This is a genomic window from Paenibacillus sp. V4I9, assembly GCF_030817295.1.
Taxonomy (GTDB): domain Bacteria; phylum Bacillota; class Bacilli; order Paenibacillales; family NBRC-103111; genus Paenibacillus_E.
This window is the reverse complement of sequence record NZ_JAUSZE010000001.1, coordinates 2,496,437-2,519,306: the sequence shown is the minus strand read 5'-3', so window position 1 is coordinate 2,519,306 and position 22,870 is coordinate 2,496,437. Positions and strand designations below refer to the sequence as shown.

The following is a 22,870-nucleotide window of genomic DNA, read 5'->3' as shown; positions in this document are numbered from 1 at the left end:
GCATTTCGTTACTTTACCGTAGTTCAATACATGATCATTCCTCCATCGGAATTTGTTACTTTCAGGGTATTCCCCAAAATACAAATGGGTGATTGCCCAAAAGATATTAACTCCCATTGCCTTTCCTAGGAATTACTTTTCAATATTATGGCAAAAATAATACAATCACCAAGGAAGGAAGGCACCTATGAACTTTTTTAGACGACTTGTCCAAAGTCGTAATCGCGGCAAAATCATGGAGCAAAACAACTTCTATAGTCCTTTGACAGAATCACGCACTCCGAATCAAGAAGAGCTTCCCGAGTCGGGTGTTATAACGATTGCAGAGATATCTTCACTTTTGTCGGACAACCTGCAAAGGATGAAGGAAGTATTCGATCGGTGCAATGACGTTACCTTCCTCCAGTGGCAATATGGTCCCGAAATGAAGCATACGGCATTCTCCATTTTTTCGGAATCACTCATTCAAAAAAAAGAGCATAACTTTTTTAAAGAATCGCTTCAAGATCTAGTCACACATGAGGTTGGACCGGGAACGATGGTTACTCCAGAGGATGTCGACTTTTTTTTCAACCGCCATGTCGCCTCTGCGCAAAGTGCCACATTGATCGAAGATTTCAATATCGCGATAAACGAAGTTCTGCACGGCAATCTTGTCATCTTCTTCGACCAATGGAACAAAGCGCTCAGTTACAAGGCGATAGGCCTTGAAACACGGCAAGTTACTGAATCGGTGAGCGAACCTGTCGTTCAAGGACCACGTGAAAGCACAGTTGAGAATATAACTAAAAACATAGGAATGTTACGAGTACGGTTAAAGACATCTAATTTTAAAATTGAAATGTTACCACCGTCAGGACAAACACAAACGAAGGTTGCTTACGGTTATTTGGAAGGAACCGTCAATCCCGAAATGTTAGCCGAATTTCAAAAAAGAGTGGCCAAGCTTCAGAACAAAGAGATATTGGAAACCTCCTACATCGAAGAAGTCATTGAGGATTCCGTGTACTCTCCTTTTCCTCAATATCGTTATACGGAAAGAACGGATGTTGCCGTTGCCTCTTTACTATCAGGGAAAATTGTCGTGATCGTTGAAGGGACCGGATCCATCCTGATCTGCCCTGGTTTGTTAGTCGAACTGCTTCAATCGAGCGAAGATTACTATCAAAGAACCGTTATTGCAAGCCTTATCCGTCTCTTAAGATTTTTTGCATTGTTGATTGCCGTTGGCCTGCCCAGCATATATATTGCTTTTTCCACTTATCATCCGGAATTAATTCCGACCGTATTACTGCTTGCCGTCATCAACTCCCGCGAAGGGATTCCCTTCCCTGCTGTCATTGAGGCATTCATTATGGAATTCTTTTTCGAACTGCTTCGGGAGGCCGGAATTCGTCTTCCGCGTCCGGTCGGTTCTGCGGTGAGCATCGTCGGAGCGCTTGTTATCGGTGAAGCGGCCATCAATGCCGGTATCGCTTCGCCGATCATGGTAATCATTGTTGCATTAACCGGCATCGCCTCCTTTGCCATACCCCAATACAACTTTGCCATTGCACTGCGTATTATAAGATTTCCAATCATGCTGTTCGCAGCTATTATGGGCATATTCGGCATCATGATCGCTTTCATGCTCATTTGGCTGCATTTAGCGAATTTACGTTCTCTAGGTCAGCCCTATTTAAGCCCTATTGGCCCTTTTAGGCCTCGACAATTGAAGGATGTTTTAATACGTGCGCCACTCGGAACATTAATGCGCTCACAGCAAACTCAGGAGTGAACAGATCATGATCAGACGGATATGGATGAGCTTAAGCTTATCGGCACTTTTCGTATTGACAGGATGCTGGGATCGGGCCGAGCTTCCAGAAAAAGGTTTTGTCATGGGAATTGCCTTAGATCAAGCCAGTGGCGGAAAAATTTCACTGACTACACAAGTATTCAGGCCAACCCAAGGGGTCGGTTCAATAGGCGGCAAATCGCCCGATGTGTCATTCGCGAATGTTACGACTATCGATCGTACGCTCCCCAGAGCCATTCGCGATATTCCCATTAATCTCGGACGTAAAACCCAGTGGAGCCATACCCGCCTGATTATTATTAGTGAAAAACTGGCTCGTGAACAAGAGATATTCAGTCTACTCGAATTTTTTTACCGAGATCACGAACCCCGTTTAACCGTTTCCATCATGATTGCGGAAGGAAGAGCAGACAAATATTTGAACATGAAACCTTTCATCGAAAATACGATAAGCCAACAATTATTTCAAAGCGAAAAAGCGTCTGCTTCTAATAGCGGAAAAACAATAGAGACTAATTTGCTGAAAATGGGCATGCAAATGAAAAGCGAGGTTGGCAACGCAATGGTGCCTTTTCTGTATTTATCCAAAGACTCAGAGACGGTAACAAATGTAGCCGGAATCGCCTTGCTTAAAGCTGGGAAATTAGTGGGTAAAATGGAACCCGAGAAGGTTGAAAGCTTACAAATGCTGTTGAACACTTATCAAAGCGGAATGCTTGATATTCCTTGTCAGAATCCATCCAAGCCGAATCAGAAGGTTGAAGCTGTAGAAATCGTGGACTTAAAAAGCAAATGGCAGCCTACCTCACTCGAAGAGCATTCTCTGAAAGTTCATGTAAAACTCAACATGGAAGTAGCTGTCATGGAGTTGAGCTGCTCCAAGCTGGAAACGATAGCTGATGAAAAGAAGTTCGCAAAAAATGTGGAAGAGACGGTTAAACAGCAAATTACGGGAACAATCAATTGGTTAAAAAAAACAAAATTCGATGCCATTGGATTGGGCAACAAAGTGTATCAGAAAAATCCGTCATTGTGGAAGCAGTGGAAAAAGGACTGGGATGATCAATTTGCAAGCAGTGAATTCGATCTCGATGTTGATGTTAAGGTTATTAACAGCGGAACCACAATCGGTAAGCCTATTTTCAAAAAATAGAAGGGACCGAAAAAATGTCGGGTAAGATGTTATTACTGCTGATGATTTATACGGCCATATTACTCGCAGACTTACCGAGACTAAAAAAGCTGGATCGCCGCGAGATCTTTGCTTACTCGGCCATGCTGCTGCTCTCGGTTTACTTAGGCATCAATTATATATTTGACCTGAAATGGCCGTTTCTTGAGGAAGCCGCTGCTGCACTCATTGGTGAACCTGCCCGTCGCATTATTGAGTTTTTAAAGGTTCCCTCTTAAACAATCGAGAATCTGCTGTCGTGGGGGTGCAAGAGATGAAAGTAAAGGAGCAAATCAGCTCATCGCAAATGTCCGTTTTATTTTTTTCTTTCATGACGGGATCTGCCATCGTAAACATCCCCGGACCGTTAATCGGCTACGCCAAAAATGGAGCATGGATATCCCTTTTGCTTTCTATATCTGCAGGCATATTCCTACTATCCTGCATCTTGTATTTGTACCGGAAATTTCCCGACCTGACTTTTATCGATTACAGCAGGACTTTGCTTGGTAATTGGGTTACGATTCTTCTCGCTATTCCCTTTATTTCGTTTCAATTCCACATGACATCCGGAATTGTCCTAGATATCGGTTTATTTATGACCAGTTCAATGATGCGGCAAACTCCGTTGTCTATATTTGTATTATCGGTATTTGTGGTTATTGCTCTTACGGTTCGTTCAGGAATAGAAACTATGGCTCGAATGATCCTGGCTCCTATGATTGCCGTTCTCGTCTTTATCATTCTCATTCTTGTATTATCTTTCAACAATTATGAGATCGACCATCTGTTTCCCATCATGCCTGACGGCATCAAACCCGTCATTCTTGGCGCTTATTTCTCATATGGTTTTCCCTATGTCGAGCTTACGCTAATGGCTATGCTTCTTCCTTACGTACGCAAGAACGAACAAAAACAGCTAAAGAAGGGCATGTATCTCGCCCTACTTGTAAACGGTTTATGTTTAATCGCCGTGACGATCGCCACGATAATGGTGTTTGGTCCAATGGCAGGAGATCGAAAGTATTCGATGTTTGAGGTCGCTCGAATCATCGACCTGCTTGAAGTCATTCAAAGGATTGAATCTATCATTGGGATCTCCTTAATTTTAACTTCATTTTTAAAGGCTACCATTACGCTATATATACTGAATTTAACATTTACAAAATTGTTCAAGCTCCATGACGATCGCATATTGGTATTTCCTCTAGCGCTGACCTGCTACCTTTTTTCTCTGCTTCAAATTGATAAAGGATCAGCCACTTGGATTTATGCCGTATCGGTCATTCATCCGTTATGGGCCACTTTTTCTTACTTGCTGCCATTGCTCTTGGTTACAGTGGTTGCAGTTATAAGAAAAAAAAAAGTTGAATAAGAGAAACCTATCGTTTATTGAAAAAGCTGCTCCAGCGTTCTGACAATCCGTCAAACGAAGGAACAGCTTTTTGTAGATGATGTTCTATTTGGTTGTAATCGTAACTGTTCTGCTTGTACCGTCCCAAGCGACTTTGCCGCCAAAGGTTTCCCCTACGAATCGAGCAGGCGCAAGTGTATAACCGTTCACCAGCTGAGCTGGTTCATCTAACTGCACAGCTTGGCCGTTCACATACACTGTTTTCTGATCAAGAGTTAAGCGTAACGTTGTACTTCCTTTTTTGGCTGTAACAGTTTTTGTCGCTGCTTCATAATCCACCGTTGCACCCATCGCTTCGAAAATCGCACGCAGCGGCGTAAATGTTGATCCTTTTACAATGGCGGGTGCTTGTTCAAATTTCTGCTCTTTCCCATCAATTTCTACAGATACTTGTGAGGATAAACCGAACGTACGTAAAGCTGTTTGCTTACCGGCTTTATTATAAACCCTGATCTGAATGACAGAACCCTCCGGAACATCACCGGCTCGCAGCTCTAGACCGTAAGGCAGATCTGTTTGAGAGGCAATCACTTGTCCGTTTAAGATGTACTCTACTTTGCCAATGTAAACGTCAGGTATTTTGACAAAAGGAATTAACTTGGTTTGTTTCGTAAAAGCTTCATGATTCGCATCTACGGGTACATAACCCATACCATCAGTAGGTTTAGCTGCATCTGTTACTTTGGAAAGTAAATAAGGATTAGCAATTAACTTGCTGTAGTAATTTTGGATCTCAGACGAAGTGGAAAGTGAATAGTCATTTTTCGCATTGTCCATCTTTTGATCGACATTAAAGTAAGTGATAGCCTTCAATCTTGGATATTTATAAGGCATAATCTCATATAAACGCTGCAGATTAAGTTTCGCCCACTCCGTGAAATCTTCACCTGCCGAATGCGCGTAATGCGGGACACCCGTTTCGCTTAGCATTAACGGTTTACGGTCCGAATAGGTGTTGTAAAGCCTCGTTAACCTCTCTACACTGCTCGTAGAAATCATGGAAGGCAGAGACGGATTCCCATTTTCATAAGGCTCAATATATAGACTAACCCCAACCCAATCTACATAAGCATCTCCCGGATAATAAGGGTCAATATCATTCGCAGGTACGTCACCAGGACTCCAAACCATCGCGACATTCGGTGCTTCAGCAGCGAATACATCGTGCAGCATACGGAATTTCGCAATATATTGGGCAGGGTTTCCGTGCCATTTGACCCAAGCGCCATTCATTTCCCCTGCAAAACGCAAGAAAATCGGGATACCTGCCGCCTTGGCATCTTGTGCCCATTTGCGCAAATACGTGCCGTCTGTAACCGGATCTAAGCCATCGTCAGGTTCCCAAGCAATTTGTAAAGCGCCACCTGCATCTTTAGCTCTCTTCGCATATATAGAAGGGAATCCTTGACCCCAGTGTGCATAGGCCAAATAAATCGCGTGCTTTTTACCATAAACAGTTTCCATCTTCGTGAAAATATTACCTACCTTGGGATCCAGTTCGGAGTACACCCCCAGATAAGTGCCGTATGTAGGTTCAAACTTGGCCAATTGACTGTTCTTAGGCAAGGCTAATTGCTGTACAGTCGTCTCATTACGATCCTGTCTATACAATTCAACCGTTGTTCGAATTTGATCGGCTCGCTGCAGCTTAACAGCTCCCCAATCCTTCCCGGCTTTCACCCAATATTCGTTTTCCGATTCGTAAAAGCTAATCGCTTGATCGTAATCACCGATTGTATCGTAGTAGGCGGCCAAGTTTCCATAGAATAAAGCTGCATTCTCCCATTCTCCAGTGCTCGCATAGTGATTAGCTAGGAATTGCCAATGCGGCACAGCCTCATCTTTATTCCCACTTGCACGAAGTGACTCTGCTTTCTGCCAGTGATCCCACACGATGTCTGCACGAGCAGGTGCGGGTGCACTTGCTAGGCTAGCTGCGATAATTCCTACAGCCAACGTCATAATTCCAATTCTTTTTTTCGTGATTTTCAAGTTAAGATGACTCCCTTCGACCCTGTTGTAAGTTTGTATGTCCATAACTAATACGTTTCGGATGGAATAAAGTAGCATTTTGTCGAAAAATAAATAAAAAACAAAAAAACCAATGCGTCTTAATTCATTGGTTTTTGGATGAAATGACAGTATTTACTTAGAGGACTTAACTAGTACAGCGCGAGTGCGTTTACGCTGTTCATCTGTTAATCGCTGAACGTAAGCATGGTTGCCTCGTGGTGCTATCCCTTTAATCGCGCCGGCTTTGAAAGTTCCACCAGGGGCCGGAATGGCAATGCGTAACCCATACGTGGACATAACGATACCAATTGGATTACTAATCGAACGTCGGCCATCCGCTGTACCCGCGAAATTAAGTGCCGCTGCAAAGCGATCCGTTGCGCGGAGCCATACAGAACCGGAATCACCAGGGAGCGAAACAGCGCCCGTATTCCCACGAATAACCGATTGATTTCGGAACAATAATGTCCCTAAAGTTCCTCCATAGGAAACACGCACATCCACATTATTGGACTCTACTGTTCCTCTGACAAACCCGGTTGTACGACCCGATTTAAACACTTGTAGACCGACAGGATAGCTTAACAAGTGACCAGGAACTGTAACCAGCTGCCCTGTTGCACTGACTAAGTATCTCGGATTCAATAAGCTATTTGAAAACGGCAGTGCAATCGCTGAATCTTGGAAATTGACTTCACCTGGGCGCAATCTGACGAATTGAAAGGCTCTCCCTATGGTATTACCCGCAAGCGCTGCATCTGCCGGGCCTGGTTGTACGGTTGCAGAGAAGGCAGTGGAGTTGTTTTTAATGAGAACATGGTTGTTGCTCAGAATGTAAAGCTGGTTATTTCTGATTACAATCACACCTGCCGTTCCTGTGGAAAACGGATCTGGTTTACCAATGCTTACACCGCCTGGCACAGGACGAATTCTACCGCGAAACAATGTTGGCCGGATGGCTTTCGGTTTTGAAGATGAGACATTCGTTTTAAACATCCCAGAAGGCACAAAACGAACGGGAACAGCCGTGCCTGCTTTGGCAACCACTCCTTTGAGGCTGCTCAGACTGGAGGGGACGACTTTTTGATGCGTGTAGACAACAACGCCTGCTCCAAGTGCTGGTTTACTCGGATCAGCATAGCCAACACCAACAGCCATAACCTCCGCTCTTTTTAGTAAAACGGGTGAAATTCTGTTTTTATGTTTTAGAGCCTCATTAAATGTAGCCATTCACATTCTCCTCTTCCCTAAAGATGTTGCAGTGTATGCCAACTTGTACGAATCGGCTTGATGACTTCACCTAAAGATGATTTGGGGGATGTAAAAAAGGCTAACGACGGTTGGAGCGTCGTTAGCCTTGGATAGGGATATTAATTTGAGAATAAATTGTTAAAGTCTCAGTGGCTTATTGTTCAATTGTCACTTCATGCTTTATAAGCTCTGAAGACAATAGAACATAAAAATCTCTCTTAATAAATTCGGGGTACACCTCAATTTGATTTAATTCATCAAATGAAAACCACCTAAAAATCAATCTGCCACCATCTTCAATCCCATTAAATTCAGATTCCTTATTCATTATTTCGTTATTCTCTGGTAGTGAGATCAGATAATAAAATCCAAGTTCATGAAAGTTTTTACCAACTTCTGTAAAAACTAATTCGTGAACATAACTCAGACGTTCCACATGTGCTAAGACACCCAGTTCCTCTTGTATTTCCCTCACGATTCCATCATTAGTTGATTCATTAAATTCCACACGTCCTCCAGGCAAAACCCAGTAATCATGTTCTGGGGTTGTATGTAGGAGGATCTTGTTGTTATGGATAGCAATCCCTGCAACTCTAAAATTAAACTTATTATTTTGTCTTTCGAAAGTTAACAAATGTTCACCTTCCTCCGTAAATTCTAAGCAGTATGCAAGTAGAAACTACAGTTCCTCAACTACAATGCGGCTCCCGCGCCCAGATGGCTCTGCTGGGAGGACGATTAATTTACGAGCTAGACGAGCACGGAGCTCTGGAACGTGGGAAATGACGCCAACCGCTAGACTGTCCATATGAAGCTTCTCAAGCGCACCGATGACCATGTCCAGCAGCTCTTGGTCGAGCGTACCGAAGCCCTCATCGAGGAAGAAGAATTCCAGCGGATATTCCCCCTTCAGCTGAATCTGTGCCGAAAGCGCGAGCGCTAACGCCAGCGAGGTAAGGAATGTTTCACCGCCCGACAGCGTGCTTACCGGCCGCTTCACCCCTCCGTTGGCATCATCACGGATGACGAAGCCTCCGCCAGAGTCGACCTCAATCGCATAGCGTCGACGCGTCAATTCACTAAGCCGCTCCGAAGCAGCGCGGCTAACTTGCATGAGCTGCTCTTCGGCGAGGTATTCGACGAAGGCATTGGCCTTAAGCACGGCTTGTAACTTGCCAAGCCGCTCCAGCTGCGTCGCTTGTTCGGCACGACGCGCCTCAAGCTCGCACCACCGCGCATGCCGCGTAGCCAACTCGTTCGCGCCCTGCGCCGCCTTGGCCCGCGTCTCGAGCGCGGCCTCAGCGGCCGCTTTCGCGGCGCTCAGCTGCGCCTGCGACTGCGCCCACTCGTCCGCGCTCAGCACGCGGCCCTGCAGCTTCGCTGCCAGCTGCGCCAGCTGGGCGCGCAGCGCCTGCTCGCGCTCGCGGTGCTCCGCCGCGAGCTGCGCCCACTGGCGGCGCTGCTCGGGCGCCAGGGCCGCGGCTTCTGCGGCTTCGCGTGACGCGAAGCCGTTATCCTTGAGCGCGCTGTGCAGCGCACGCTCGGTCTGCGCCAGCTGCCGCGCGGCGGCGGCGGCGGCTTCGGCAGCGGCGCTGAAGCGCTGCGCCGCCAGGAGCTGCTCGCGCTGCGCAGCAGCGTGCGCGAGCTTGGTCTGCTGCGCGAGCTGCCGCAGCTGCTCTAGCGCGGAGGTCGCCTCCGCGATGAGCTGCGGCACAGCCGCGCCGGGCGCGCGCAAAGCGAGCTGCCGCGACTTGTCGGCGGCGAGCTGCGCCAGGCCCTGCAGCCGCTCATGCAGCTGCAGGGCGGTACGGTCCTGCTCCAGTGCAGCGCGCTGGAGCTCGTCGATCTTCCCGTTTAGCTCGTCCAGAAACGGGATGCTCTTCTCAATTCGGACGCGGAGTTCCTCGGCTAATCGCTCATTGGCAAGGAGCAGTTCAAGCTGCTGATCCACAGCTATCCAAGAAAGCTCCGCATAACGCTCCTGCCAACCTTTTAACTGCTCAGCTAATGTTGTTGTTATTGAAGTTAACCTGATATCCGCTTCCGATAACAAGCTCGCAGCCGCCTGCAGCTGAGCACCTGCTTGCACGAATTGTTGTGCAAGAAGTGCATGTTCTTTCTGCAGACTTTGGAAAGAATGTTCAAGTTCTTCAGACTGGGAAATACAGGAAGATAGGCTTGTCTCCATAACCTTCCATTCCTTACGTAAAGCCTCAAAACTAACATCTTCATGATGCGCCCCAAAAATGGCATAAGCTCCTACTTCTATCCCAGCAGCAGCCTCACCCCATGCCATAGGGGACTGTTCACTGGTTACTTCACCATGTCCCTGTCCGATTAAAGTTGGAACAGTCAAATCAACCGCTTGCTGATAGACGGTTCCCAATCTGCGCAGCAACTGCTGCCCCGTGAATTGACGCTCTTTTGCAAGCTGAAGCAGCTCTTCTACTTGTCCAAGCAGTTCTTCATTTGCCTCCAGATCATAGGCAGTTTCAGCTGGTACTTCGCTATGCTGCTTTAACGGATGCTCTGTCGCACCACATACAGGACAGTGATCCCCATCTACAAGCTCACTGGCAAGAACTGCCGCCAAAATATGACGCTCTTGCATTTTCCAGCTCAGCTTCTGTCTCTCTTTGTAAGCTTGTAAAGCAGGAACGAACTTAGTAAATGCTGCACTTTGCAAGTTAACCTCTATACCCGTTTCCTGCAACTCCTTCAGCCATCCTGACAATTTAACTTGATAGGCTTGCTGCTTGGCTGCCAATTGCAATTGACTTTGTTCCACTACCGAGTAAGCGCCAGCTTTTTCTTCTCTGGCCTTCTTCGCTTCAAGCTCTTGGGCTTGGAGTAGTTCAATTACCTTCTTTTCTTGAGATGCAGATTGTAATAGCTGTCGGGATACAGAGTTGGTTTCAACCAACTTCAGTTGATCTTTAAGCTCGGTTTGTTTAAGGATTGCTTTTTGTTTTGTTTCTATGTTTTTACTCACTTCAGCCTGTAAATTCGTTAAAGTCGCCTTGACTTTAGCTTCTTGATTCTGAGTGGACTGGATTTGAACTTGCACTTGTTCAAGCTCCTGTTGAATGACAAGTGCTTGCTGCAGTTGATCCAACCGCAATAAAAGCGGCCCTTCCTGTAAAGCCAGCTCTTGCTGCGCATGTTCAAATTTGTGAACAGCTTGCTGATAAGTTGTTTCCGCTGTTAGTTGGGAAGCTGCTGCAATCTCAAGCTGCGTTTCCCCTGTCAACACATCTTTGGATGCCAAAGCATGCTGCTCCAGATAGGGTCTCACCTTTTCGGCCTGCTCTGCTTTTTGAAGAAGCAGCTCTTTCTCGAGGATTAATGCCTCTTGTTCCTGCTGCTTTTGCTTTTCTTGTTCCAGCGCTTCTTTCTCATTCTGCCACTGAAACACCTGCTTATGCTCGTCATAAGACTTCTCCTGCTGTTCCAAATGAAGACGACTTCGAACCGCTTCTTGTTCTGCTTCCAGAAGTCTGGCATTGGCCTCTTCTAGCGCTCTCTCTGAAGCATCACCAAGCCCCTGCTGCTCTGCAGCAAGCTGCTTAACTGTGCTGTCCGTTTCTTTCACTTTGGAACTAACCTTCGCGCTCAATTGGTCCCCATACTGTTCAAGGTGAAATAGCCTCTGCAGCATTTGCCTACGATCCTTGCCGGTCAACGTCAGAAATTCTGCGAATTTCCCTTGCGGGAGCACAACAGCTCTCGTAAAGTCCTGCATAGACAGACCTAGAATATGCTGTACCTGCTGATTCACCTCACCCGCTTTATCCGCAAGAACGATGGTCTCGGTCCCTTTGATATGTAAAAGCCGAGTAATGGTCCCGTTAATGGACATCTCCGCTCCCCGCTTGAATTGCCGCTCGACACGATAACGCTCAGTGCCAGCCGCATTCGTCAGCTCAAACGTAAAAGAAACGAACAGCGTCTGCTCCGCATGATTCATAATCGCTTGGGTGCCTCCGCTTGCTCTTTCCACTTTGCCATATAACGATAACGTGATCGCATCCAGAATCGAAGATTTCCCACTGCCCGTTGGCCCAAATATGCCAAACACGCCCGCATCCACTAATTGGCTAAAATCGATCGTCTGCATTTCCCGATAACTCTGAAGTCCGGACATTTGCAACTGAATTGGACGCATGCCAAATCCTCCTTTCATAAAAACGCTAGAATCGCTTGTTATATGTTCCATCTGTTTTTTCTTCGTTAACATATTAATCTACTTAGGTTTTCGCAGTTATCCACAAGTACTTCTTGGGCATAAAACACTTCTTTTCCTGTAACTAAGCCGCAGCAACTAATTCAACTGAAAGCAATTCATCAAATTTGTCTTAAATCATTCACTCCGGTAAAAAAACTGCAAAAACTACATCAAATTCTTCTAAACTGAAGCTATTTGAGTAAATTTGACGATATTAACTACACTTTTTGCATTAAAACTCACATTTATAGTCATTTCGCGTGAAATAGATGCACTAAATGCAGTTCCCTTTTCCACGTCGTGGGAGAAAGAACTAGTGAGTGAGTAAGCTAGAGAGAGTTCGACTCCCCAAACCTACTCCCCCGCAGCACCCGCCAAATCCTTCTCCTGCAGCAGCTCCAAAAACAACCGAACCAATTCAGGTTCCGGCTGCGCACCACCTGTTTGACGCGAGTAGAAGCGCGTGAAATGCTCCTCCATCGACAGATCAGATCTGGATACCACGGCTCGGACTGCCTCCATCTCTGGGTAAATTGGCCGAATATGTATGAAGCCTTCGTATGCTTTACGCAGCGATTGAATCTGTTCGATTGACATGGCTTCTGTCATCGTGACTTCTAAATCAATCCAGGCTGAAGCATCGCGTTGTTCATCAAGCCATTGATGTACTTGCCCAATCCCTTCTTTGGCTTTCCAACTAACAAGTGGACGGCCCGAAGTCAGAAAAATCTCTTTAGGCTCGGCCACTTGTCCCGGAGCTAGATCGAGCACTGTGACCGACTTCGCTTGTCCGGCTTCCGAGAAGCTGTAGGCGATAGGAGAACCACAGTAACGGATGGGGGACGCTGCTTTCACATTTTGCGGTCTATGCAAATGGCCAAGCGCAACATATTGCGCTCCTGCCGTCAGAGCATTTGTATCCACCGTGTAGGCGCCTCCTACTTGGATTGGGCGCTCCGATTCCGTTTCATGACCACCGAGTACGTACAAATGGCTCATGATCAAATTCACCGTACCGGCTTCAAAAGAAGCCGCTTGCTTACGAATAAGTGCACCCACACGTTCGGAATATTTACTGCGAAGTACTTCCTCCTCGGCAACATCCGAGAGAAGCTCCTTGAGTCGTGATTCAGACGGATACGGGAGCGCTATCAATCGTGCCAACTCACCTGTTCTAGCAATACCAATCGACTGAATGTCAGGGACCGGTAAGCCAATAATCGTGATCCCTTGTTTAGCCGCAAGCGGCCCTGATGCTGCAAGCCGATCCGGATGGTCATGGTTGCCGGAGATAATAGCCACTTGGCGCTTACCGCCGTCAGCCAACCTGGAAATGCCTTCATAGAAAAGCTGTTCAGCAGCAGCTGGAGGATTTACGCTATCATAGATGTCTCCTGCGATCAGAACCAAATCGATGGCTTGATCTTGAACAATCTGCACAAGCTCATCCATGAAAGCCGTCTGTTCCTCTAGCCGGCTGCGACCTTCGAGTGTTCGACCGAAGTGCCAATCGGCAGTGTGTAAAATTCGCATAACTCATCTCCTTCCTAGGCATTCTTTATACTCCGTTGCTATCTATCCCCTTTTACATCTCCAACAACTTCGCCCCATCAAAGAAATACAAGAACTTCCCATTTACAGGACGCTTCCAAATATGTTCCACGGCCCGGGTATACAGTGAAATTTGCTTTTCATAACGCACCTTCAGTTCTGCATCAGTGCTTCCCTTTACCGCATCCGTTTTATAATCAACCAACACGAGTCCTAGGTCGTCTTCGAATAAACAATCGATAACCCCTTGAATTAACACCGTCTCCCCTATCGTGGAGCGGTCGGTTCCAATGTAGACCTCATCCGCAGGCAGTCCGTAGCTAAATGGCACCTCACGCTGCACGTTCGCAGCTTGTACCATCCGTTTGCCAACTTCTGTTTCGAAAAACTTCAATACAACCGGAATATCTACAACATCACACTGCTCCTGCGTGAGCGTTTGTTTGTTCAGCATCTCCTCAAGAGTTGCCTGTATACTTGATTCCGTTGGCGATTCCTGCAAAAAAAGATTTTGCATAACAGCATGGACAACAGTTCCCTTTTCAGCTGCAGTTAGCTTTTTCTCTTCCATGAATCGAGGCCTGCGCCATACCGCAGTCTTTGGCTTCACCTCAGATTCATCCAAAACAGCAGTCTCAGCCCCAGATGGAAATTCCATTTCTCCTGCTATGCGATTACGCTCAGACAAACGCTTCATTTCCGACACAGTGGTCTTAGCAAAATGCTTAGGCGCATCCGGGTATTCGTATGTCCAAGAAAGCCGATCCTCCAACCAATCCTTCCATCTGCCCACTGTAGGTACAGAAAGACTATGATGTACGGCTGATATTCGTTCTGCGTCTGGTAACACACTCTCAGCTTCTAATTTTTCTTCCAATTGCAAACTCTCAGGCTGGATAACCGTCAACTTCCACTGAGAAGGATCTTGAAGTAGACGTACGCTAGAGGTTGCCTCACTAATGCCGAGCCGCTCTCTCCAAAGAGCCGCATCTGGATGACGAAGCAGGGCAGGTCCGACCCAATCGAGATAGCTCCTCGCTTTCGCCAGTTCAAAGTCTGGCAAATACCAATCTGTCCTAGACAGATGACGCCCCCACCCACGCAGCAGCTTATCAAGTGATTTCACTGTGCCAAGTAAATACAGCTTTTCTCTCGCCCTTGTGAGAGCAACATACAAGACGCGCATTTCCTCTGCAAGCAGCTCTAGCTTCATTCTTCTTTTGATAGCTAAGGAAGGCAGTGTCGGATAGCTTATACGCAAATTCGTATCCACAAAACGCGGTCCAAAGCCAAGCTCTTTATGCAGTAAAAAAGCATCATTCAAATCACGTTGATTGAACATTTTGGCCATTCCTGCCACAAATACAACAGGGAACTCAAGCCCCTTACTTTTATGAATAGACATGATGCGAACTACATCTTCTTGTTCACCGAGCGCACGCGCTGTGCCTAAATCTCCGCCACTCTCTTTCATTCGTTCAATAAAACGCAGGAAGCGGAATAATCCACGTAGGGATGTACTTTCATATTGTCGTGCACGATCGTATAACGCTCTTAAATTAGCTTGTCTTTGCAAGCCTCCTGGCAATCCTCCGGCGAAATCGTAATAGCCCGTTTGTCTATAAATGCTCCAAATTAAATCGGCAAGGGAGCCTTGTCTAGCATCATTCCGCCAATTTTCCAGAAGCCCAAGAAAATGGTTCAGCTTTTGTAAAAGAGCTTCATTATCATCTGACTCTGCACTTTTAACTACCTGTAAGACAGACTCGTAAAATGGCACTGATTTATCCGCGACCCTGATTTGCGCTAAATCCTCAGCGGTTAGCTGCACAACCGGTGAACGCAGTACGGCCGCCAATGGCACATCCTGATACGGATTGTCGATGACTTTCAACAAGGAAAGCATCACTTCTACTTCCGTTGCAGAAAAATATCCCGTGCTCAGTTCTGCATAGGCCGGTATGCCCTGTTTTTTGAGTTCATCAATGATGACAGGAGACCACGCCTGCGTTGCACGCAGCAAAATCACGATATCACGATAGGTCGCAGGACGATCGCCACCGGTTCTTTTATCAAAAACCTGAAAAGCTTCCTGTCCCCCAGCCCCCAGCAATCCTCGAATTTGGCGAGCAATCGTGCGTGCTTCCAGCTGCGCAGTTTCCAGTTCTTGCGCTTCTATTACGGGATCAGAGGCTCCTTCGGCCCCCTCTCCAAAAGCTTCTGACTCTTGATCATCGGTATCCTCAGTGAACAATTCACTTTTGTCTGGCACTTCCGTCCCACGATCAACAATCAGCATTTCTACTGAGCAGTCAGAAGCTGATGGCGGATAACCCGCTCCGTATACAAGCTCTGCGCGCTCATCATAGGCGATTTCACCAACAGTTTCATTCATCATTTGTTTAAAAAGAAAATTAACTGCATCGACAACCTGTATACGACTGCGGAAATTACGCGCCAAATCGATTCTTCCACCTTCGGAAGACGTCTCTGGCGATTCATCCTTATTGGAACGGTACGCCTTATACTTCTCCAGGAAGAGACCTGGCTCAGCAAGACGGAACCGATATATACTCTGTTTCACGTCGCCTACCATAAACCGATTGCCAGGCTTCGTATTCGAGATTAGTTCAACAATAGCTTCCTGTACGCGGTTCGTATCCTGATATTCATCCAAAAGTACTTCCACGAATTGTCTGCGATAAGTCTGAGCAGCCTCGGATGGAATCAGATCCCCGGGGATTGAGCCCTCTGCGCTAAGAATTTGTAAACAATAGTGCTCTAAATCGGCAAAATCGATCAAACCCTTAGCTTGCTTGGCCTCTTGATACCGCTGTCCGAAATCAACAACCAGATCCACTAACGTGTGAAGTAAAGGAGCCATTTCGGCAATTTCCTGATGGAATTGTTCAGGTGTACGTCCGAACAGCTCTTCTTTCATTTTGTTAATTTGCTCTTTGGCTTTATTGCGCAGTTCTTTGACTTCCTCTTGCAGCTCTTTATCATAGTCATCGCCTTTGCACGCTTTGAGCTTGCCAAACTCGACCGTCTGGAAACCAAGATACAAGACGGACCACGGATAGGTGGTCGTTTCACGCAAATTATCTACGAGCAGCAAATCTTCTCGCAGATTGTCCAAATACGGGGCCGGACCGCCAGGCGATTCAGCGATTTGCTGCGCTTGCCGCAGCAGATCAGCGGCTCCTTCCAGCTCTAAAGACAGGTCGCGGATCAGACTCTGCTCCCAGATCGAATAGTCCACTGGCGCAGTCGCAGCGGCAACGTAAGGCAGCGCCTCCTGCATAACGGAGGCCGCCTCATCCGGCACGTCCTGCGGTACCTGCGGCGCCGGCGGTCCAAACATCGAAGCCGTCGCCCTGAGCCAGTACTCCGGCCACGGATGACTGCGCGACACATCATACAGCTTCTGAATAAGCTGCATGATCGCGTCGTCGTTGCGCTCGCCGCTGAACGAATCGACCAGCCGCCAGAAGGCGCTGTTCTCTCCGCTCACGGCGTAGTACTGCTCAAGCATTTCGCCTAACAGATCTTGGCGAAGCAGGTCAGCTTCCGTCTCGTTCGCTATACGGAAGCCCGGATCTAACCGAATAAGGCTGAAGTAACGTTGAACGACTTCCAGACAGAAGGAATGCAGCGTAGTAATCGATGCACGTCCCATCAGTGCGAGCTGCTTGCGCAAATGCTGCGAATGCGGCTGCTTCATCAACTCTTTTTCCAGTGCTTCACGAATGCGATGCTTCATCTCGGATGCCGCTGCCTTGGTAAACGTCGCAACCAGCAAGCGGTCAACATCAATCGGCTCCCACTCATTGGATATCCGGCGTATAATCCGCTCGACGAGCACGGCGGTTTTGCCTGAACCAGCAGCAGCGGCAACAAGCATATTTTGACCCTTGAGTGTAATCGCATCCCATTGATCATCCGTCCATGTACTGCCGGGAGGCTTAGGCTGTTGTTGTTTATTCACGTATGTTACGCTCCTTTCTGCCTTTAGGATTGGCTCACGTTTTGCTCCAGATCGGACCAGAGCTGATCTTTGCCCCGTTGTTTGAGCTGGTGAACCTCATTGCCTTCAAATAAGGGATCAAATTGACAAATCGATTTATACGAGCAATGCAGACAGGCTGTTTTTTTACCCAAACGGTACGGAGCAATATCCACATGTCCATCTGTGATACCCGTACCGATCTGTTTGACCTGTTTCCGCACATATTTACGAAGTGTATCCCACTGTTCATCCGTTGCTACCGAAGAGGTTGAATAGAAGCTTCCATCCTTTTTCAAGGCAACTGGGATAAGCTGTGAGTGACCGGCACTTTTCACCAACTCATCGTCCATCATACCGGCTACTTCCGCATCAGCGGTGATTAGGCCTTTCATTTTATAACGTTTGCGCAGCTCCTTCTCCACTTCAGAGGGATCGAGGGCATTTTTTTGCTGGAGCATCGGATTGTGCACATGGAAATAAAGCACGCCTGCCGGCCTCGCTGCAATGCCCAGCCACTGCTCCGCGTGAGTAATAATGACGTCCAAATACGTCAGCATCTGCAGGGAAAGACCGTAATACACCTCAGATAACTGTAAGGAGGTTTGACTTGATTTATAGTCAATAACGCGCAAAAGAACGCCTTGCTCGCCATCCGCTCGATCCACACGGTCAATCCGACCGATAATTTCCATCGTGCAGCCATTATCCAACTCGAAGGTCAGTGACGGCAATTCTTTGCCAGGTCCAAAATCAATCTCCAGCCCCAGTGGCTGGAATTGTCCATGCTTGGCATGCTCACCGAGCACAACTGCTGCTCTGCCTACAACCTGCTTCAATTTTCTTGCTATGTAAGCATAACGGCTTGAACTTAACAGAATTTCTCCCTGGAGCCTTGGCGCTAGCTCATCCACGACTTGAGCGGAACGCTCCATGCATTGCTCAGCTGTAAGCGAACCCCAGTCGAGCTGATCCTGCTGGAGCTTTTGCACAAACTGATTTAGCGCTGCGTGGAACAATTGCCCAATGTCCGGAGCATCTAGTCGATAAACCCGTCTTTCCTGCAGTCTTAAACCATGGGACACGAAATGCGAGAAAGGACAAGCCACATACTTCTCCATTCTCGATACACTCGCACGTAAATTTTGCCCATATAGAAGCTTGCTGGTCTTCGAGCTGAGGCCATTCTCTTTATTCGTATATTGCAGTGCCTGAACTAACGATTGCAGCTTCATCTGCCACTCCGGCTGCTCGGCATACCAATTGTACGTTTCCCACCAAAGGTCAGCCATTCGTCCGCCTAACATCCAATGCTTCATGCGGACAGCCAAATAGGAGATAGCTTGAATAGGGTGTGAAATATATGCCGCCTGTTCGCCTTCGGGCGTTTCAGCTGCTGGTTCAGCAAGTAAAAGCGGGGCTTCTGTCCCCGGAAAAAGTTGACGCATCTGCTTGATTAGCTCCGAAGGCAGAAGTGATTTCCCTTCCTCATCGGCAAGCGGGTAGCTCATCCAAAGCCTTTTACCTGGCACAGTTAGCGACGTATACACAATAAACTGCTCGTCCAGGAGCTTGCGGCGACTGCCATCCGCCATTGGCAAGCCTGACTCTGTCAGTACACTTCTTTCCGCTTCCGTAAGGACGCCTTTTTCATCCATTTGAGCAGGGATAACCCCGTCGTTGACGCCCAGAATGTAAGCATATCGAATCCCGCTGGAACGTGTCCGATCCATACTTCCAATCAATAACTGATCCATCGAAGGCGGCACTAAGCCTAGCTTCATGCTCTCCATACCGGTCTCAATAAGTCCGTTAAAAAGCTCCAGACTCAGGTCGTCTTCCCCCATTGTCTCCACCAATTGATCCAGCATATCCATAACACTATCCCACATTTGGCTATGCTCTCGCGCTTTTTCTGGCTTCCCATCTTGGATCGCTTGCCCACTCCAGGACTCTAATTTCTCAGGAGCCTGTACAGTGACCAGAAGCTCATATAACGCTTCAACCTGATCTTTAACAGAGCTTGCTTGCTGTAAACGTTTCGAAAAAGCAAGAAGCGGTCTTACAACCCATGCTTTGCTCGTATTTAAGGATTGCAGCTCAGCCGTTTGCTCCTGTACACCTTCGTCCGCTTGTTCCAAATTAGCTCGGAATTTATAGGTCCATGGCTTACCGTCCGTCCATCTGTACCCTTGAATGCCGAAGGCAAGTACATAATTCTCTAATTTATCCAGCTCCGTCCGCTGAGAAGCTGCTTCCTTTGGCAGCAGCAGATCCGTTTTGACACACCGAAAAACGGCATCGTAATGCCAATTATGCTGCACAACTTCCAAGGCTGAGCGAATGAATTCAACGAGTGGATGATGAAGGACTGACCGCTTTTGGTCAAAAAAGTGAGGAATGTTATAATCGGTCAAAACCGCTTTTAACAAATCCTGATAGCCATCCATGTTCCGTACCATGACCGCTATTTCCCGCCATCGAACTCCTTGTTCACGAACCAGCAGCAGCATATCCCGCACGGCCCCCTCAACCTCAGCACGGCGATGGACAGCCTCCCTAATAACAAGCTGGTCGCTTAATTTCTCGGTTGGCGCAGGCTTATATTGCCCAGCACCGCCACCAATACGTCGATCGAAATTTCGCTCTAAATAGCCCAGAGCCGGACTATCTTCATAGCGCGGCGAAGTTTCAGGAGCCAAGAGATGAACTTCAGCTGCCGGTAAACCAAGCTTCCATATGAGTTCTTGCATCCGTACCATCGTCATCGCTGTAGGGTGAAACAAATCCAGCTCATCGGGCGTATCTCCGGCCTGCAGCTCACGATCAAGACAGAGTGTAACCGTCACCTGTTTGCACGCAGCGAAAAGCGCGCCAAGCACCGCAAACTCTTGCGGTGTGAAGCCGTGAAAACCATCAATCCATACCGATGCCGACCGCAAATACGCGGAGTTTGGAATTTGCTCTGCCAGCAGCGTTAAATAATCCTCGCCGTCCAAATACTGACGGGAAAGCTCAGATTCAAATTGCCGATAGACCAGCCCTATATCATGCATTTTATCACGCAGCAAACCACTCTCTCCGAGCGTAATGATACGTCTATTCTCGTGTTCTTCCAGCTGCTTAGCGGTTACACAATACCGTTTCATTTCCGTGAAAAGTTGATTCAGCCGGTCGACGAACCCCATTTGCTCCGCCGAATGACCGAATAGGTGAAGCTCATCTTTATATTTATGTAAAATGCTGGTTAACAGCAATTTCTTACCTGTATCATCAATGGGCAGCCTCGCTGTGCCGCCTTCTTCTTGCATGACACGCCATGCCAAACGGTGAAAACTTAACACCTGAGCGCGGATCATTCCACGAATGCTAGGATCAGAGACAAGCGCATGCTCCGCCTGAAACGTTGCTTGCTCAGGAACGAGTAAAATAAGCGGATGACCTTCCGGCTCTGCCGCCAAATGCTGCTTCATCTCTGTGAGGCAGCGTTCGCTTTTGCCACTTCCGGCTCTGCCGATTACGAATCGAATGGACATATACAGGGCCTCCTTAAAGCTTTCCTTGGAAAGCTTGCTTCGTAAGCATATACTTTGTTCTCATATCTCTCCTATTCTATCATACTTTTGGTAGAAAAGAGGTGTGGGAGATGATGGGCTTTCGCTAGAACAAATAAGCTGTTCCCTCGCCATTAGGACCGAGAGATCAGCTTATACGTAAACATATGGTATTTTTCTAATCTATACTTTTGACAGCTATTTTGTACTTTTCATACCACTGTTCCCATTCGCCTTTTGGAAAGTCCATGAAGTGTCCATCCAATAAAGCGTACATCATATCGAGGCAAATGTGCCATCCCGATAAATCCTTGGGTGTATGATCGGTTATTGCGCTAATAAACTCATTTAATACGAGTAAACAACCTTCCGGCTTTGGGTATAATTCGAACCGAACACGATCATTACCCCATTCGAATTCGAGGACGGAGTATGGCTTGAAATCTGTAATTTTCATATCGATAAATATCCCTGATTTGTCCTTCATATCGAATTTGATATTTCCCCCGATGCGAAGATCCTCAACTTGGAGATTAGACATCCATCTGGCAAGCTTATCATTCTCCGTTAAAGCAGCCCAGACTTTTTCAACGGAATGTTTGAGTGGACGATCGAAGCGAGCGATATAGCCACCCTCAACTTTCTGTATGGAAGCTAACATATTATTTATTCCTCCTCATCTAAAAACTGTTTTTATGTCTGTTGGAGGGCAGTTGGCATCTCACCGATATAGACCGATTGCGGCCGAAAAATGCGATTACAACTTGCTTGTTCTAGCAAATGAGCCGTCCAGCCGACCATACGGCTAGCTGTAAAGCTGGGAGTAAATAAAGATTTAGGCAAGGCGATAGCCCGCATAACGGCTGCCGCATAAAACTCCACATTCACATACAATTTCCGGCCAGGTTTATAGACAACCAACAATTCGACTGCCAGCTTTTCAACGTGAATGGCAAGTTCAAACCATGGATCCTCTGAGGCTAATTTCGTCATAATTTGCCTTAGCGCTTCCGCTCGAGGATCGCTCGTTTTATAAATTCGATGTCCAAAACCCATCAGTCGATGACCCGATTCCAGCTGTTCAATCAACCATGCTTCCGCACGATCCTTGGTTCCTATTTCATCCAGCATATGAAGGACTTCAGATGGTGCTCCGCCATGAAGCGGCCCTTTCATCGCGCCAATCGATGCGCAAAGAGCTGAAGCAATATCAGATTGTGTAGACAGCACTACACGCCCTGCAAACGTAGAAGCATTCATCCCATGTTCCATTGCTAATACGAAATAAGCCGTTAACACCTTCACATGTACAGACTGTGGTACTGTACCAGTCAGCATGTACAAATAATTGGCTACATGATCCAGCTCTGGATTAGGTTCAATGGGCTGAAGTCCTAATGACTGCCGATACTTAAAAGCTATAATGGTTGGTAGCAAAGCTGTATAGGCCAAGACTGATTCATATTGGGGAGGCCAAGCAGCTTTCTTTACTGACTCTGTTCCTAGAAATGAGATCGCTGTACGCAGTACACTCATCATATCGCATTCCAATGGCAGCAAATTTAAAGCCGCTTTCAATGTTTCGGGCAATCGCCGGTGAGCCGACCATTGGTTTCTGAAATTGACAAGTATTTCCTCTGTAGGCAGCTCACCATGCCAGAGTAAATAAGCCACTTCTTCGAAGCTCTTATCCAAGGCTAACTTCTTTGCCTCATGCCTGCGATATACAAGATACCCGTTCTCCCCATCCACCAAAGACAATTCTGTTTCGGCCGCAATAATGCCTTCTAAACCTGTTACGGATGCCATACTGTCATCTTCCTTTCGATGAGAAGTGAAATCGTTCTTCCCTCATCTTAGTCGGTAATGACAGTTTCATCCAATTGG

The 22,870-nt window shown here is 47.1% G+C and carries 13 protein-coding genes; 4 read left to right on the top strand and 9 right to left on the bottom strand.

Going from position 1 to position 22,870, the window contains the following annotated elements; translation table 11 throughout:
* The first annotated feature begins 361 nt into the window (after nucleotides 1-361).
* Genes QFZ81_RS11465 through QFZ81_RS11450 form a run of 4 tightly spaced genes read left to right on the top strand, consistent with a single transcriptional unit; the run spans nucleotide 362 to nucleotide 4,344 of the window.
* The gene (locus QFZ81_RS11465) at nucleotides 362-1,777 is read left to right on the top strand and encodes a spore germination protein (RefSeq protein WP_373463773.1); all 1,416 of its coding nucleotides are present in this window, start codon (nucleotides 362-364) and stop codon (nucleotides 1,775-1,777) included.
* 7 nt (nucleotides 1,778-1,784) lie between these two features.
* Nucleotides 1,785-2,951 (top strand): Ger(x)C family spore germination protein, encoded by a 1,167-nt coding sequence (locus QFZ81_RS11460; RefSeq protein WP_307444359.1) that lies wholly within the window; start codon nucleotides 1,785-1,787, stop codon nucleotides 2,949-2,951.
* Between the two features lie 14 nt (nucleotides 2,952-2,965).
* On the top strand, nucleotides 2,966-3,208 hold the full coding sequence (locus tag QFZ81_RS11455; RefSeq protein ID WP_307444361.1) for a hypothetical protein: 243 nt from the start codon (nucleotides 2,966-2,968) through the stop codon (nucleotides 3,206-3,208).
* A gap of 35 nt (nucleotides 3,209-3,243) precedes the next feature.
* A complete protein-coding gene (locus QFZ81_RS11450; RefSeq protein ID WP_307444364.1) occupies nucleotides 3,244-4,344 on the top strand; it encodes a GerAB/ArcD/ProY family transporter in 1,101 nt (366 codons plus the stop codon).
* A gap of 84 nt (nucleotides 4,345-4,428) precedes the next feature.
* On the opposite strand, the gene QFZ81_RS11445 is transcribed toward QFZ81_RS11450, so the two are convergent.
* The 9 genes from QFZ81_RS11445 to QFZ81_RS11405 all read right to left on the bottom strand — a co-directional run bounded on the left by QFZ81_RS11445 (nucleotide 4,429) and on the right by QFZ81_RS11405 (nucleotide 22,792).
* A complete protein-coding gene (locus QFZ81_RS11445) occupies nucleotides 4,429-6,375 on the bottom strand; it encodes a stalk domain-containing protein (protein WP_307602819.1) in 1,947 nt (648 codons plus the stop codon).
* Nucleotides 6,376-6,528: 153 nt separating this feature from the next.
* Nucleotides 6,529-7,626 (bottom strand): chymotrypsin family serine protease, encoded by a 1,098-nt coding sequence (locus QFZ81_RS11440; protein WP_307444369.1) that lies wholly within the window; start codon nucleotides 7,624-7,626, stop codon nucleotides 6,529-6,531.
* A 175-nt stretch (nucleotides 7,627-7,801) separates the two neighbouring features.
* Entirely contained in the window at nucleotides 7,802-8,281 is a 480-nt protein-coding gene (locus QFZ81_RS11435; RefSeq protein WP_307444372.1) for an NUDIX hydrolase, read from the bottom strand.
* A 45-nt stretch (nucleotides 8,282-8,326) separates the two neighbouring features.
* On the bottom strand, nucleotides 8,327-11,812 hold the full coding sequence (locus tag QFZ81_RS11430; protein WP_307602817.1) for an SbcC/MukB-like Walker B domain-containing protein: 3,486 nt from the start codon (nucleotides 11,810-11,812) through the stop codon (nucleotides 8,327-8,329).
* A gap of 414 nt (nucleotides 11,813-12,226) precedes the next feature.
* On the bottom strand, nucleotides 12,227-13,405 hold the full coding sequence (locus QFZ81_RS11425; RefSeq protein ID WP_307444376.1) for an exonuclease SbcCD subunit D: 1,179 nt from the start codon (nucleotides 13,403-13,405) through the stop codon (nucleotides 12,227-12,229).
* Nucleotides 13,406-13,457: 52 nt separating this feature from the next.
* Complete coding sequence (gene addA / locus QFZ81_RS11420) at nucleotides 13,458-17,411, bottom strand: helicase-exonuclease AddAB subunit AddA (protein WP_307602814.1); 3,954 nt, start codon at nucleotides 17,409-17,411, stop codon at nucleotides 13,458-13,460.
* Between the two features lie 23 nt (nucleotides 17,412-17,434).
* On the bottom strand, nucleotides 17,435-20,965 hold the full coding sequence (gene addB, locus QFZ81_RS11415) for a helicase-exonuclease AddAB subunit AddB (protein ID WP_307602812.1): 3,531 nt from the start codon (nucleotides 20,963-20,965) through the stop codon (nucleotides 17,435-17,437).
* A gap of 196 nt (nucleotides 20,966-21,161) precedes the next feature.
* A complete protein-coding gene (locus QFZ81_RS11410) occupies nucleotides 21,162-21,644 on the bottom strand; it encodes an SRPBCC family protein (protein WP_307602810.1) in 483 nt (160 codons plus the stop codon).
* A gap of 32 nt (nucleotides 21,645-21,676) precedes the next feature.
* Nucleotides 21,677-22,792, bottom strand: coding sequence for a citrate synthase/methylcitrate synthase (locus tag QFZ81_RS11405; protein WP_307602808.1), 1,116 nt, complete (start codon nucleotides 22,790-22,792; stop codon nucleotides 21,677-21,679).
* Nucleotides 22,793-22,870 lie beyond the last annotated feature (78 nt).

Excerpts from the sequence above, each read along its gene's own strand:
- QFZ81_RS11440 (WP_307444369.1), bottom strand. The coding sequence starts at position 7,626 with ATGGCTACATTTAATGAGGCTCTAAAACATAAAAACAGAATTTCACCC.
- QFZ81_RS11425 (WP_307444376.1), bottom strand. The coding sequence starts at position 13,405 with ATGCGAATTTTACACACTGCCGATTGGCACTTCGGTCGAACACTCGAA.
- QFZ81_RS11460 (WP_307444359.1), top strand. The coding sequence starts at position 1,785 with ATGATCAGACGGATATGGATGAGCTTAAGCTTATCGGCACTTTTCGTA.
- QFZ81_RS11465 (WP_373463773.1), top strand. The coding sequence starts at position 362 with ATGAAGGAAGTATTCGATCGGTGCAATGACGTTACCTTCCTCCAGTGG.
- QFZ81_RS11455 (WP_307444361.1), top strand. The coding sequence starts at position 2,966 with ATGTCGGGTAAGATGTTATTACTGCTGATGATTTATACGGCCATATTA.
- QFZ81_RS11450 (WP_307444364.1), top strand. The coding sequence starts at position 3,244 with ATGAAAGTAAAGGAGCAAATCAGCTCATCGCAAATGTCCGTTTTATTT.
- addB (WP_307602812.1), bottom strand. The coding sequence starts at position 20,965 with ATGTCCATTCGATTCGTAATCGGCAGAGCCGGAAGTGGCAAAAGCGAA.
- QFZ81_RS11430 (WP_307602817.1), bottom strand. The coding sequence starts at position 11,812 with ATGCGTCCAATTCAGTTGCAAATGTCCGGACTTCAGAGTTATCGGGAA.
- QFZ81_RS11405 (WP_307602808.1), bottom strand. The coding sequence starts at position 22,792 with ATGGCATCCGTAACAGGTTTAGAAGGCATTATTGCGGCCGAAACAGAA.
- QFZ81_RS11410 (WP_307602810.1), bottom strand. The coding sequence starts at position 21,644 with ATGTTAGCTTCCATACAGAAAGTTGAGGGTGGCTATATCGCTCGCTTC.